Source organism: Mesorhizobium sp. M1334, assembly GCF_040317995.1.
Taxonomy (GTDB): Bacteria; Pseudomonadota; Alphaproteobacteria; order Rhizobiales; family Rhizobiaceae; genus Mesorhizobium.
The window spans coordinates 134,454-147,716 of sequence record NZ_JAMYLM010000008.1 but is presented as its reverse complement, the minus strand read 5'-3'; the positions used below and the strand labels follow the sequence as shown (position 1 = coordinate 147,716).

Genomic DNA, 13,263 nt, shown 5'->3' with positions numbered 1-13,263 from the left:
CTTGTGCTTAACCCATGGCGTGGCGGATTCTCTTGGACAGGCGGCTCAAAAATGCCGGTCTGGACGATGCGTCAAGCTTCCACGACAGCACCGCCGTCGCCATTTTCCGCGGCAATACCCCAACCGACAGGAACCAGGCGGCAAGGATCGCACGCCGCCGCAGGGATGCGGTCATTTCGAGGCTGGCGACGGCGCCGGCCGCCCCGAGCGCCAGCCGGGAATCGTCGGCCACGGGGTGTCGGTCTCGGTCCGCGCAAAGCGACGCCAGCCGCTCTTCCAGATGGACCGGATCGTGGCGGACGGCATCCGACGGCACGATGGTCAGGCCGATCCCGGAGGCTTGGTCGGACAGCGCCTGCATGCGGCGGAAATCGTGGGTTACCCGCCAGCGTGCCCGCTCGGCGAGCTTTTCACCGAACACCGAATGATTGGCGCCGTGGATCCGATAGGCGCCGAGGCATTCGTCGATGGACTGGACGTGCCCGTACATCGGCGCCAGCGTTGCCAGATAGCCGTCGGCGCCCTGGCGGAACTCCGGCTCCGGTATCGGCATGATCGATTCGAGCGTTGCGCGGTCAAAGGCGAGCCCGCTGGTCACGGTGGTCTGGTAGCGACCCTTGTGCAGCAGTTTCGGCATGACGTCGCCGCTGTCGAAAGGCAGTTCGGGCGGCGGAAAGACATCCTTGATGCGTTGCCCCTCGTCGACGATATGCAGTCTGGACTGGACCTGAGCGGTTGCCTCGTCCCAGGTGTCGACAATGGTGGAGACGGCGGTTGGATAAAGATAATCGTCGGCGTCGAGGAACAGGACGATCTTGCCCGAGCTCGCAGCGAAGCCGGTGTTGAATGCCGCCGCGTGTCCGCCATTTTGCGCTCGCGGGCATGCGAGGATCTCGTCGTGATACGATTCCATGATCGTCGTGGAATTGTCCTGCGATGCATCGTCGACGACGATGACCTCGACATCCGCGTAGTCCTGCTCGAGAGCGCTGTCGATGCTGCGTTTGAGGAACCGCGCGTAGTTGTAATTCGGGATGATGATGGATACCGGAAGCCGGTTTTGGACAGACTGCATCGCGTTTGACCTCGCATCTTGCTTTGGTTCGGCAAAAGCCCTCATGGGCTCGCCCTTCTTCAAGCGCCCCTCTTGACGCGCGACGAGTTCCCCGGAGGAGAAAGCTTGCGCTTTCCACGAGGAGACGGTCACGTTTCGCTTTGCGACTTCGTATTGAGGCCGCCATTGCCTTCAAGGGCTGCTGCCATGCTCAGAGGGTCGGCGGCAGCAAAAGCTCCGACGTTCGGCCAAGGTGATGTCGCAGCCGAGCCCGACGGAAATGTCTCGCCTCGCGATCAGGTCGGGAGCGAAGCGGACGGGTACCCTGAAGACATGGCGGATAGTGGCCTGCAAATGCGGCTGGAACAAGCCCCGCGTCGAAAACAGGGCCACTTCAGGTTGCGTTTCAGGCGGCATGCCGCGACCGCCGGCGCTTTTGCCCCGGAGCCGGCGAACCGCCTCCGGGGCTTATGGTCATGTGGCCTGAACAGTCAGGCGGCCTGCAAACCCGGCAGCGACAGGTCGACTTCCTCCGGTAAGTCGCCGGCCATGGCGGCGGCGAACTTCGTCTGATCGAGTTCTCCTTCCCAGCGTGCCACCACGACCGTCGCCACCGCATTGCCGATGAAGTTGGTCAGCGCCCGGCATTCCGACATGAAGCGGTCGACGCCGAGGATCAGCGCCATGCCGGCGACCGGCACGGTGGGGACGACCGAAAGCGTCGCCGCCAGGGTGATGAAGCCGGCGCCGGTGATGCCGGCGGCACCCTTGGAGCTCAGCATGGCGACCGCAAGCAGCAGGATCTGGTCGCCATAGGTGAGTGGCGTGTCGGTCGCCTGCGCGATGAACAGCGCCGCCAGCGTCATATAGATGTTGGTGCCGTCCAGATTGAAGGAATAGCCGGTCGGGATGACCAGGCCGACCACCGAGCGGTTGCAGCCGGCGCGCTCCATCTTGGCCATGAGGCCCGGCAATGCCGCTTCCGAGGACGAGGTGCCGAGCACCAGCAGCAGCTCCTCCTTGATGTAGCGGATCAGCGCCAGGATCGAGAAGCCGTTGTAGCGGGCAACCGCGCCGAGCACCACCAGCACGAACAGCAACGCGGTCAGGTAGAATGTGCCGATCAGCATGGCCAGGTTGGCGATCGAGCCGATGCCGTATTTGCCGATGGTGAAGGCCATGGCGCCAAACGCGCCGATCGGCGCGGCCTTCATCAGGATGGCGACGAGGCGGAAGATCGGCGTGGTCAGCGCCTGCAGGAAATCGACGACCGGACGGCCGCGATCGCCGACCAGCGCCAGGGCGACACCGAACAGCACCGAGAAGAACAGCACCTGCAGGATGTCGCCCTGAGCGAAGGCGCCGGTGATGGTGTCGGGGATGATGTTCATCAGGAAGCCGACGATGGTTGTGTCGTGCGCCTTCTCGGCATAGGCCGTCACCTTGGTGGTATCGAGCGTGGCCGGATTGATGTGCATGCCAGCGCCGGGCTGGACGACATTGGAGACGACCAGGCCGACGACCAGCGCCAGCGTCGAGAACACCAGGAAATAGATCATCGCCTTGCCGGCGACGCGGCCGACCTTCTGCAGGTCGGAAACGCCGGCGATACCGGTCGCCACGGTCAGGAAGATCACCGGCGCGATCACCATCTTCACCAGCTTGATGAAGGCGTCGCCGAACGGCTTCATCGCCTCGCCGGTTTCAGGATAGAAATGGCCGAGCAGCACGCCGGCGGCAATCGCCGCCAGCACCTGCACATAAAGATGCCGGTATAAGGGAAGTTTGCCGCGCGGCTCGGCGGCAGCGATTGCTGTCTGCATGACGTCCTCCATGGCGCCCCGATCGAAAGCTCGACTCCCCGGGGCAGTTGTTTTGACCAGCAGCCTCGCGACTGCTGAATTCGTGTTTGCAACAGCCGTGCCAGATACGCAGAAGAGTTATTCATCATTGATTTTATTGAGCATTCACAAACGTCCGCACAGCCGGACGCATGGTCAAGTGCGACTCTCCGCATAGGTCGAATTGTGTTTTGTGCGAGTTCATGCACAAATGGGCGATGCTGCAACGCCACGCCGGTGCCTTGTCTTCGACGCCCGAGCAACTCGCCAGGCGGGCGCGCCGAGCCTGGCTGCTGTTTGCGGCCGTCGCGCTTTTGATCGTTACGGCAGCGCTCTACGGCGCCGGCCTTTACGGCCGCACCGCCGAGATCGGGACCTTGGCGGCGCAGGGGCGTACCGACGCCAATCTGAAGGTCGCGCTGCTGCGCGCCGTGCTCGAAAGCCCGCGCGCCCTGCCCCTGCTTTTGTCCGCAGACCAGCAAGTGCGTGACGCGCTGTCGCAGAAAAACGCCGCGGCAATCGATGTGCTGAACCGCAAGCTCGACGGGCTGGTCTCCGGCACCAAGGCGTCGGTGCTCTATGTGATCGGCGCCGACGGACTGGCGATCGCCTCCAGCAACTGGCGCGAGCCGATCAGCTTCGTCGGCAATGACTATCGTTTTCGCGATTATTTCTCCGGCGCGATGCAGGCCGGAACCGCCGAATATTTTGCGCTCGGCAATGTCAGCAAGCGTCCCGGCCTCTACATTTCGCGGCGCGTCGGCGATGCCGCCGCACCGCTCGGCGTCGTCGTCGTCAAGATGGAGTTCGACCAGCTCGAAGCCGACTGGCGCGAGGCCAACCGCCCGGCCTATGTCAGCGACGAGAATGGTGTCGTGCTGATCACCAGCGTGCCGTCCTGGCGCTTCATGACAACCGCGCCGCTGGCCGCACCCAAGCAAGCCGCAATTCGCGACAGCCAACAGTTCGGCGACGCGCCGCTTGTGCCGTTGCCGATCATGCACGCGCAGGCGCTCAGCCCGGATGTGTCGCTCGTCCACGCGGTGACGCCCGGCGGCAGCGACGCGCAGTATCTCAGCCTTTCGACGCCGGTTCCTTCGACCCCCTGGCGGCTCGACTATCTGATCCCGGCTGAAGCGCCGATCGCCGCTGCCGTCCGCGAAATGCGGCTTCTGGCACTGGGTGTCGTCGTGCCGCTGCTCGGCCTGGCCGCGTATCTGTTGCGGCGCCGGCAGTCGGCGCAGATGCGGATTGCCGCCGAACAGGCGGCGCGCACCGAACTCGAACGCCGCGTTGTCGAACGCACCGAGGATCTGAGCCGAGCCCGCGACCGGTTGCAGGCCGAGATATCAGACCACCGCAGCACGGAAGCCAAGCTCCAAATCGTGCAGCAGGATCTGGTCCAGGCCAACCGCCTCGCCATCCTCGGCCAGGTCGCCGCCGGCGTCGCCCATGAGATCAACCAGCCGGTCGCCACCATCCGTGCCTATGCCGACAACGCCCGCACCTTCCTCGACCGCAAGCAGACCGGGCCGGCTGAGGAAAACCTCGGCGCCATTGCAGCCCTTACCGAACGCATCGGCTCAATTACCGAGGAGTTGAAGGCATTTGCCCGCAAGGGCCGCACAGCCGCCGAGCCTGTCGAATTGCGCGGCGTCATCGAGGGCGCCGTCATGCTGTTGAGAAGCCGCTTTGCCGGCCGGCTCGACGCATTGGTCGTCGACCTGCCGCTGCCGAGCCTCAAGGTCATGGGCAATCGGGTGCGGCTCGAACAGGTGCTGATCAATCTCTTCCAGAACGCGCTGGAGGCGCTCGACGGCCGCGACGACGCTCATGTGCAGGTCTCGGTCGAAGAGACCGCGGACGGCGTGACGATCAGCGTATCCGACAACGGGCCCGGCATTCCGCCGGCGATCCTCAAATCGCTGTTCACGCCGTTCAACACCTCCAAGGAAAAAGGCCTTGGCCTCGGCCTCGTCATCTCCAAGGACATCGTCGCCGACTATGGCGGACGCATCGAGGTTTCGAGCGGCGACAGCGGCACCCGCTTCACCATTCATCTCCAGAAAGCAGCGTAAGCCATCATGACGAACGACAATTCCGCACCGGTGGTCCTGATCGATGACGATCGCGATCTCCTCAAGGCCACCGCGCAGACGCTGGAGCTTGCCGGCTTCTCGGTCTCGGCCTTTGCGGTGGCGGCCGAGGCGCTGGCCACGCTCGACGCCGGTTTTGCCGGCGTCGTGGTGTCGGATATCCGCATGCCTCAGATCGACGGCTTGCAGCTTTTCAATCGCATCCTGCGGCTGGATGCCGACATTCCCGTCATCCTCGTCACCGGCCATGGCGACATCGCCATGGCCGTCAAGGCGATCAAGGACGGCGCCTACGACTTCATCACAAAGCCCTTCGCCGCCGACCGGCTGGTGCAGAGCGTGCGCCGCGCAGCGGAAAAGCGCCGCCTGGTAATGGAGAACCGGGCCTTGCGCGAGGCGGCCGGAGAGGCGCAGGACAGCCTGCCGCTGATCGGCCAGACGCCGGCGATGGACAGGCTGCGCCGTACGCTGCGCCAGATCGCCGATACCGACGTCGACGTGCTGGTGACCGGCGAGACCGGCTCCGGCAAGGAGGTGGTGGCAAGTCTTCTGCATCGCTGGAGCCGCCGCGCCAAAGGCAATTTCGTCGCGCTGAATTGCGGCACGCTGCCGGAGACCGTCATCGAGAGCGAGTTGTTCGGCCATGAGGCCGGCGCCTTCACCGGCGCGCAGAAGAAACGGATCGGCCGCATCGAGCACGCCAGCGGCGGCACGCTGTTCCTCGACGAGATCGAAAGCATGCCGGTCTCGACACAGGTGCAGATGCTGCGCGTGCTGGAGATGCGCGAGGTCACGCCGCTCGGCACCAACGAGGTGCGGCCGGTGGATCTGCGCGTCGTCGCCGCCGCCAAGGTCGACCTCGGCGATCCGCGCCAGCGCGGCGCTTTCCGCGAGGATCTCTATTACCGGCTCAACGTGGTGACGATCTCGATCCCGCCGCTGCGCGAGCGCCGTGACGATGTCCCCCTGCTGTTCTTCTATTTCGCCGAGCGCGCCGCCGCCCGCTTCCACCGCCCTGTGCCGGCAGTGCCGGCGACGGTGCATCGCCATCTGAGCGACCATGACTGGCCGGGCAATGTGCGCGAACTGGCGCATTTCGCCGAGCGGTTTGTGCTTGGATTGGAGGAAGGCGCCGAAGCACAACCCCCTGCCCAGGCTCAATCGAACGCCGCCATGAAGCTGCCTGAGCGGCTGGAGCGCTACGAGGCCGACATCATCCGCGAGACGCTTGGCCGCAACGACGGCGATGTCAGGCGCACGATCGAGGCGCTGGGGATTCCGCGCAAGACCTTCTACGACAAGCTCCAGCGCCACGGCATCGTGCGCAGCGATTTTTCCCGGTAATCGCCGCCGGCCTCGCGACCGGGCGGCTCGGCTATTTGGCGTCGTGGAAGATGATGCCGACAGTGTGGCGCATGCCGGAGCGTAGCCGGCTGACGCCGTGCCTGAGGTTGACGCGGTAATTGCCCTTGCTGCCCTGGACCGGACGATTGTGGACCGCGAAGGCGACTGCATCGCCCTGGCGCAGCGGCACCACCTCGACGCGGCTTTGCATGCGCGGACGCTGCTCGGTCAGCACGAACTCGCCGCCGGTGAAATCCTTGCCTGGTTCCGACAACAGGATCGCCACCTGCAGCGGGAAGGCAAGATCGCCGTAGAGATCCTGGTGCAGGCAGTTGAAGTCGCCGGGGACATATTGCAGCAGGAGCGGCGTCGGCCGCGTCTGGCCCTGCTCGTGGCATTGCTCGAGGAACGCGGCGTGTTCGTCGGGATAGCGCTGCGCGATACCCATGCGCGCGTTCCAGTCGTTGGCAACCGCGGCCAGGCGCGGATAGAGCGCGGTGCGCAAGCCGCCGATCAAGTCGGGCAAGGGATAGCGGAAATAGCGGTACTCGCCCTTGCCGAAACCATGCCGCGCCATGTGCACATGGCTGCGGAAATGGCTCTCGTCCGGATAGAGCCCGGCGATATGCCGGCACTCCTGCGGCGTCAGCAGCTTTTCCATCACCGCGCAGCCATAGCCGCTCAGCTCATCGGCCAGCGTCCGCCAATCATATCCGGCAACGCGCACCTCCGCCGATTTCACCGCCGCTTTCGCGCCTATCGAATGGATGGTCATGGCTTCGCCTCCTGTGGCTTCTCTGTCATTGAGATGGGTGAAACGGCGCGCGCGGACCACCCGTTTCTTGCCGGGTGAGGTTCGCGGGACTGGACGTCATTCGATTTCCGATTTCGTGGTCATGGGCTAAACTTGTTCCACTCAACGGGACCGCCACCTCCATGATCGTCCAGACCTGCATCAATGGCGCGCGCAGCGCCGATTTCCACCCCCGACTGCCGCTTGATCCCGAAGCCATGGCGCGAGACGGCGCGGCCTGCGTGGCCGCAGGTGCGGCCGAACTGCATGTTCATGCCCGCGGGCTCGATGGCCGCGAAAGCCTTGCGCCTGACGCGATGGACCCGACCGTGCTGGCGCTCCGCCGCGCCTGCCCGGGAACGCTGATTGGCGTGTCGACGGGTGCCTGGATCGAGAACGACGACCAGCGGACGCTGGCCGCGATCGCCGCCTGGAGCGAGCTGCCCGACTATGCCTCGGTCAATCTCAGCGAGAACGCAGCGCCCGCCGTCATGGAAAGCCTGCGCCAGCGCGGCATTGGCATCGAGGCCGGGCTCGCCTCCGTTGCCGACGCCGAACGCCTGGTGAGCCTCGACCATGGCAAACGCGTGCTGCGCATCCTGATCGAAATCTCCGAGCAGGAGCCGGACGCTGCGCTTGAGATCAGCGACGATATCGCCGCCGTGCTCGACGGCGCCGGAATGCGCCGGGCAATCCTGCTGCACGGCGCCGACGCCACGGTCTGGCCTTTCGTGCACCGGGCGGCGGAACGCCGTTGGTCGACGCGCGTCGGACTGGAAGACGGCAAGGAGCTTCCTGATGGAACAGTAGCACCCGGTAACGCTGCGCTGACAGCGGCAGCCGTCGCTATCTTCGAGACCAGTCGTTAGCACGGGGAAAGCGTCGATGGCCGCCGATCCCCCTCTTCAGGGGGGAGATAGCAAGTTTTGGCAAATAGGCAGGTCTAAGTCGGCGAACTCAAGCGTGGCAGCATTCAGTAAAATCTATATAAAACTTTACATATTAATTAAACCAGCAATTAATCAGCACATCAACGACCCCGTATGTTAGTGCTCTCCCGCACCGGGGACCATTTTTATGAAAATCATTCCGCAGAATGATCACGCCGCGCCGCGCCGGATTCAACAGTATACATCGATACAGATCCTGCGGGGGCTGGCAGCCCTCATGGTTGTTACCTATCATCTTCCGGGCGCACTGGGCATGCTCGACCTGCGTATTCCCGTTCTGAACAGTGGCGTCGACTTGTTTTTCGTCATCAGTGGTTTTGTCATGGTTCTCTCGACGGAGAACAGACGCTCAGACCACCGTGCTTTTTTGATGCAGCGGTTCACGCGCGTCGTTCCGTTCTATTGGGTTATGACCTTCGTCATGGTCGCCGCACTTTGGTTGTTTGCCGATCGTGCAGTGTCTCTTGAGCAGATCACCAATAGCCTGCTTTTCATACCCTATCTCGATACGGTCACAGGCTATGTCCAACCGGTGCTTGGCGTGGGTTGGACGCTCAATCTGGAAATCCTGTTTTACATTCTGTTCGCGGCGACTATGCGTGTCGGCACGCTGACGCAAATGGCCATGGTCGGCGTTGTCTTTGCAATCGCCGTAGCGGCGCGCATCGTCTTCAAACCCGCCGCCGACACTGTGCTGTTTTTCTACACCACGCCAATCCTGTTTGAGTTCCTTGCCGGCATGGCGCTCGGCCACCTGGTCGGCAGACTGGCGCGTCTGCCTGCCGTCCTGGGTGTCTCGGCGCTCGTGTTCGCCATCGTGTCCATGCTGGTGATGGTACTTGGCTTCAACTTGCCGCGAACCCTTGCTCAGGGACTCCCCGCGTTGATCCTTGTCGCGGCTTGCATCAGCCTGGAAAGCTACTTCCGGCTTTTTGCGCCCCGCGTGCTGGCAACATTGGGCGATGCTTCCTATTCTCTCTATCTGACGCATCCTATCGTGCTGCTTGCGACCGCTCCTGTCGTTGCAAGCGCCAATGTATCACCATGGCTTGCAGGCATGGTTCTTGTCGCCGCCTGCATTGCCGTCTCCCTGGCCAGCTATAGTTTTATTGAAAAGCCGCTTTTGGCCATTTCGCGGATGAGCCTCTCCGCCTATCAGGTGAAGGCATGAGTTGCGGCTGCGCCTCGCAACGATTTTGCGACACGACATGCACAGAACAAAGACTTAAAGGGCGTCCCAGGGTCCGTTCAAACGCGACGCGCTCAAAGTGCAAAAAAAGCTGCCCGGTTGGACCCGAAGCAGCTTATTGTTTTATGCACTTCGGCAATTTGCCAGTGGCTACTTTGCAATCATGTAGGCATCGTCAGTGTAGAGTTTGCCAACTCCACCATAGTGACCCACGCCAAACACGAATGACTGAGGTGTACCTGATCCGTCGGAATCCCGCCCGACCGGCCAGGTTGCGTTTGACGATGATTGCCAAAACACCCCGTCCAGATACCAATCGATGCATACCCCTTCATAGAGATCCGCGCGCAGCTGAAACCAGCGGCCTTTCGGTGCGGGAACATCGTTAGCCGGATTATGCACTCCGGCCGCTGCATTCTCCACATGCAGCATCACCACATCGTCAGTCGAATTGTCGGTCAGGTTGACCCACCACGTTGGGTCCTGCTTGAAAGGCGATTGCTCGGTCACCTTGAACTGGAAGATATTCGCCCAGCCGTTTCCCGCGTATTGGTAATCGGAGGGAATGAAAAACCACGCGACATAGGTTCCATCGATCCCTGACGGCGGCACCGCCTGGAGTGGACGTCCGAAAGCGTCGTTCTTGGCCAGGCCGCCTGCAAAGAGCCACTCCTTGTAGACTTTGGAGTGGGGCTTCCCGGCATTGATGGCGGCCAGCGTCGTTTCGAACTTTCCGAAGCTGTTGCCGCCGTGCGAGGATACATTCCCTGCGCCGGTCGAGACAAGGCCGCTGACAATTGCGTTCAGGCTGGGATCGGCTTGCGCGGAATCCTCCGCCTGAACGAAAGACCAGTCGGTGTAGCACGAGGCGCCGGTGCAAGGCCCCTCCTCCCAGTCCGCTCGCCAGTAGGGCGCATTCTGGGCATATGCGGCGCCAACTGGCGCCATGGCGGCGGTAATGGTGCAGATTGCCGTGAGCACCAACAGATGAAAAATCTTCTTCATGTCGATTTACCGTTCCTTTCTAAACATGAGATTCCAGGCACCTCTTGCGCCATTTGCTTCTTTCACCCTTGAACACAGCGCGTCCCGAACGGCGCTGTCCCGCCAACCTCAAGCCGGCGGCGCTGAACCTTCAAAGGTATGGGAAAACAAAAAACCCGCCTCGGGGAGGCGGGTCTTTGGAGCCAATTAGCACCATACCCAGATTAGTAGCATAGCTGCCGGCACAAAGCAAGAACAAAATGTGGCGTCCTCGACGAAACTGCCGACAGGCATAGGGGCACCGCGGACGGCGTGGCTCTTGCCATTGTTAAAAATCTCTCATAAGGTATTTTCATATCCGAAAGAAAATCCGACCGTTTATTTCCCTTTATGAAAGCATGAGCGTTTGCGGGAACATCTCGATCAGACCGACCGGCGACTGGTCAAGCTGCTGTCGCAGGATGCGCAGCTTGGCGTCAACCGCCTCGCCGAGAAGATGGCGATCTCGGTGCCGACGGTGCGCATGCGGCTGCGCAACCTGCTCGACCGCAACCTGCTCAAGATCGTCGGGCTGCTCAACCTCACCGAACGCCCCGAGCTGATCTCGGCGATCGTCGGCATCAATGCGCAGGGACGCGGCCGCGCCCGGGAACTGGCGCAGCGCATCTCCGAACTGCCTTTCGTGAACTCGGCCGCCGTTGTCACCGGACGCTTCGACATCATCGTCGACGTGACCGTGGCCGGCGATGTCGCCGATCTCTACCGCGTCACCAGCGAGCTGATCCCCGGCGCCGGTGAGCCGGGCGAAGTCGTGCGCAGCGAGACCTTCGTCGTCATGGCGTCCTGCAACAAATGGGTCAGCCTGCCGGAAGGCTGCTGGTCGGACGAGACGCGGAAGGAAATGGCATGAAGATCGCGGTTCTCGGCGGCCTCGGCCTGCAAGGCCGGGCGGCGATCGCCGACCTCGTTGCCAGCGACGGCGTCGAGCAAGTGGTCTGTGTCGACACCGCAACCGACGGCGCTGCGCGGCTTGGCGGCCTGACCGACCTTGCCCGGGTGCGTTTCGTCGTGCCGGAGGGTGCGATCGGCCCAGCATTGGCCGATGTGATGAAGGACGCCGACGCGGTCATCGACCTGTTGCCGCAACCGCTGATGCGCGAGGCGGTGCAGGTGGCGATCGCGACGCGCACGCCGCTGGTCACCACCAATTACGGCAAGGCCATCGCGGATCTCGCGCCCGAGGCCGAAAAGGCCGGCGTCTCGATCGTCACCGAATGCGGGCTCGACCCCGGCATCGACCTTGTGCTCTACGCGCGCGCCGCAAGCCAGTTCGACACCATCACCGCGATCGATTCCTACTGCGGCGGCATTCCTGAGCCGAAAGCGGTGGTCGAGCCGCTGCGCTACAAGGTGAGCTGGAATTTCGACATGGTTCTGGTCAGCCAGAACCGCGACAGTGTGCTGGTCGAGAATGGCGAACGGGTCGATGTGCCGGCCGCCCGCCAGCACGACAATCGCTTCATCCACGAGATCGAGGTGGCGGGGCTGGGCAGGCTGGAAGCCTTCCCCAATGGCGACGCGCCGCATTATGCCGGCATGCTTGCCGCCGCAAAGGGGCTGCAGCGCTCCGGCCGATATTCGCTGCGCTGGCCTGGCTGGTCGGCGTTCTGGGCGCCGCTGAAGCAGCTCGGCTTCCTGTCCGAGGAAAAGGTATCCGGCACCGGTGTCAGCCCACGCGAATTCCTCGGCCGGCTGCTTGGCCCGCAACTGCAATATGGCGCCGACGAAAAGGACCTTTGCGTCATGCGCAACGTCTTTGTCGGCAGCGAAGGCGGCCGCCGCAAGACGGTGACCTCGGAGCTGGTCATCGAACGCGACCTCGCCTCCGGCCTGTTCGGCATGAGCCTTGGCGTCGGCTATCCCGCCAGCATCGTGGCGCAGATGCTGGCACGGCGTGAGATCGCCACGCCCGGCCTGCTCAACCCGCTGCTGCATGTGCCCGATGGCCGCTTCCTCGACGAGCTGGCCAGGCGCGGCATCAAGGTTGCCGAAATGGTGAGCTGGGACTGAAGGATTTTCGAACGGTGGTTGCCGCCGGCAACGGCGCTGCCGTTCAAAAAGCACCCGATGGGGTGAAACAACAAGTGCAACAACAAACGACAACAAGGAGGAATGCCCAAATGAAGATTGCCAAGCTTTTCATCGCCGGACTTGCGCTCGCCGGCCTCACCGCTGCCGCCAGTGCCGGAACCCTCGACGAGATTACCAAGCGCGGTGAGTTGCGCGTTGCGGTGCAGACGCAAGGCCCGCCCTTTTCGCTGGTGGGTGCCGCCGGCGAACGCACCGGCAGTTCGGTCGAACTCGCCGAACTGATGGCCAAGGAAATGGGCGTCAAGATCACCTTCCTCGACTTCGACTGGGACGGCCTGATCCCGGCGCTGCTGTCGGGCAAGGCCGATCTTCTGGTCGCCGACATGACGCCGACGCTGGCGCGCGGCATGAAGGTCGCCTTTACCAAGCCTTACATGTACACGGGCAGCACCGTCTTCACCAAGGCTGGGACCGCCTTCAAGTCCACCGAGGACTGCAAGGCCAAAGGCACCAAGATCGCGGTGCTGCTCGGCGCCACCGGCGAGAAGGAAGCCAAGGCCGCCTTCCCCGATGCCGACATCAAGAGCTACAAGGGCGGCGGCCCGCTGCTGCTCGACGCCGTCAATAACGGCCAGGCCGATTGCGGCGTCAACGACGTCTCGGCGGTCAAGGGGCAGTCGACCGCTTACCCAGCCGGCAGCTTCACCATCATGCCGGATATGCTGTCGAAGGAGCCGCTGGCCTTCGCCACGCGCTATGACGAGCAGGACCTGCTGGTCTGGATGAACCTGTTCCTCGATCAGGTCAGCCTCGACGGCCGCCTGCAGAAGAACCTCGATTACTGGGTGAATTCCGACGCCTGGAAGAAAGACCACTAACGAACAGGAGTAGGGAGTAGCGAGTAGGGAGTAGAAATTAGGG

The 13,263-nt window shown here is 63.0% G+C and carries 11 protein-coding genes; 7 read left to right on the top strand and 4 right to left on the bottom strand.

Annotation, left to right across the window (positions count from 1 at the left end):
* Positions 1 to 7: 7 nt before the first annotated feature.
* Together NKH17_RS16910 and NKH17_RS16905 are read right to left on the bottom strand one after the other, a co-directional pair.
* Positions 8 to 1,075, bottom strand: coding sequence for a glycosyltransferase family 2 protein (locus NKH17_RS16910; RefSeq protein WP_352649647.1), 1,068 nt, complete (start codon positions 1,073 to 1,075; stop codon positions 8 to 10).
* Between the two features lie 470 nt (positions 1,076 to 1,545).
* The gene (locus NKH17_RS16905; RefSeq protein WP_292659748.1) at positions 1,546 to 2,877 is read right to left on the bottom strand and encodes a dicarboxylate/amino acid:cation symporter; all 1,332 of its coding nucleotides are present in this window, start codon (positions 2,875 to 2,877) and stop codon (positions 1,546 to 1,548) included.
* 221 nt (positions 2,878 to 3,098) lie between these two features.
* On the opposite strand from NKH17_RS16905, the gene NKH17_RS16900 reads away from it, so the two are divergent.
* Both NKH17_RS16900 and NKH17_RS16895 read left to right on the top strand, forming a co-directional pair.
* Positions 3,099 to 4,973: a sensor histidine kinase gene (locus NKH17_RS16900; protein ID WP_352971468.1), complete on the top strand. Its 1,875-nt coding sequence runs from the start codon at positions 3,099 to 3,101 to the stop codon at positions 4,971 to 4,973.
* A 6-nt stretch (positions 4,974 to 4,979) separates the two neighbouring features.
* On the top strand, positions 4,980 to 6,335 hold the full coding sequence (locus NKH17_RS16895) for a sigma-54-dependent transcriptional regulator (RefSeq protein WP_352897696.1): 1,356 nt from the start codon (positions 4,980 to 4,982) through the stop codon (positions 6,333 to 6,335).
* A 31-nt stretch (positions 6,336 to 6,366) separates the two neighbouring features.
* Here the strand turns inward: NKH17_RS16895 and NKH17_RS16890 are convergent, their stop codons facing one another.
* A complete protein-coding gene (locus NKH17_RS16890; protein ID WP_352507122.1) occupies positions 6,367 to 7,110 on the bottom strand; it encodes a 2OG-Fe(II) oxygenase in 744 nt (247 codons plus the stop codon).
* Positions 7,111 to 7,271: 161 nt separating this feature from the next.
* Between NKH17_RS16890 and NKH17_RS16885 the strand changes: the two genes are divergently transcribed.
* Together NKH17_RS16885 and NKH17_RS16880 are read left to right on the top strand one after the other, a co-directional pair.
* Positions 7,272 to 7,997, top strand: a complete 726-nt coding sequence (locus NKH17_RS16885) for a 3-keto-5-aminohexanoate cleavage protein (RefSeq protein ID WP_352649650.1) — start codon at positions 7,272 to 7,274, stop codon at positions 7,995 to 7,997.
* Positions 7,998 to 8,205: 208 nt separating this feature from the next.
* On the top strand, positions 8,206 to 9,249 hold the full coding sequence (locus NKH17_RS16880; RefSeq protein ID WP_352897694.1) for an acyltransferase family protein: 1,044 nt from the start codon (positions 8,206 to 8,208) through the stop codon (positions 9,247 to 9,249).
* A 168-nt stretch (positions 9,250 to 9,417) separates the two neighbouring features.
* Here the strand turns inward: NKH17_RS16880 and NKH17_RS16875 are convergent, their stop codons facing one another.
* The gene (locus tag NKH17_RS16875) at positions 9,418 to 10,272 is read right to left on the bottom strand and encodes a hypothetical protein (RefSeq protein WP_352475648.1); all 855 of its coding nucleotides are present in this window, start codon (positions 10,270 to 10,272) and stop codon (positions 9,418 to 9,420) included.
* Between the two features lie 385 nt (positions 10,273 to 10,657).
* On the opposite strand from NKH17_RS16875, the gene NKH17_RS16870 reads away from it, so the two are divergent.
* The 3 genes from NKH17_RS16870 to NKH17_RS16860 all read left to right on the top strand — a co-directional run bounded on the left by NKH17_RS16870 (position 10,658) and on the right by NKH17_RS16860 (position 13,220).
* Positions 10,658 to 11,161: an Lrp/AsnC family transcriptional regulator gene (locus tag NKH17_RS16870; protein ID WP_023677254.1), complete on the top strand. Its 504-nt coding sequence runs from the start codon at positions 10,658 to 10,660 to the stop codon at positions 11,159 to 11,161.
* A complete protein-coding gene (locus NKH17_RS16865; protein WP_352897691.1) occupies positions 11,158 to 12,321 on the top strand; it encodes a saccharopine dehydrogenase family protein in 1,164 nt (387 codons plus the stop codon). Before NKH17_RS16870 ends, NKH17_RS16865 begins: the two co-directional genes overlap by 4 nt.
* A gap of 110 nt (positions 12,322 to 12,431) precedes the next feature.
* Entirely contained in the window at positions 12,432 to 13,220 is a 789-nt protein-coding gene (locus NKH17_RS16860; protein WP_023677252.1) for an ABC transporter substrate-binding protein, read from the top strand.
* The last annotated feature ends 43 nt before the right edge of the window (positions 13,221 to 13,263 follow it).

Coding starts and splice junctions, on each gene's coding strand:
- NKH17_RS16880 (WP_352897694.1), top strand. CDS start 8,206: ATGAAAATCATTCCGCAGAATGATCACGCCGCGCCGCGCCGGATTCAA.
- NKH17_RS16860 (WP_023677252.1), top strand. CDS start 12,432: ATGAAGATTGCCAAGCTTTTCATCGCCGGACTTGCGCTCGCCGGCCTC.
- NKH17_RS16875 (WP_352475648.1), bottom strand. CDS start 10,272: ATGAAGAAGATTTTTCATCTGTTGGTGCTCACGGCAATCTGCACCATT.
- NKH17_RS16900 (WP_352971468.1), top strand. CDS start 3,099: ATGCACAAATGGGCGATGCTGCAACGCCACGCCGGTGCCTTGTCTTCG.
- NKH17_RS16865 (WP_352897691.1), top strand. CDS start 11,158: ATGAAGATCGCGGTTCTCGGCGGCCTCGGCCTGCAAGGCCGGGCGGCG.
- NKH17_RS16890 (WP_352507122.1), bottom strand. CDS start 7,110: ATGACCATCCATTCGATAGGCGCGAAAGCGGCGGTGAAATCGGCGGAG.
- NKH17_RS16910 (WP_352649647.1), bottom strand. CDS start 1,075: ATGCAGTCTGTCCAAAACCGGCTTCCGGTATCCATCATCATCCCGAAT.
- NKH17_RS16905 (WP_292659748.1), bottom strand. CDS start 2,877: ATGCAGACAGCAATCGCTGCCGCCGAGCCGCGCGGCAAACTTCCCTTA.
- NKH17_RS16895 (WP_352897696.1), top strand. CDS start 4,980: ATGACGAACGACAATTCCGCACCGGTGGTCCTGATCGATGACGATCGC.
- NKH17_RS16885 (WP_352649650.1), top strand. CDS start 7,272: ATGATCGTCCAGACCTGCATCAATGGCGCGCGCAGCGCCGATTTCCAC.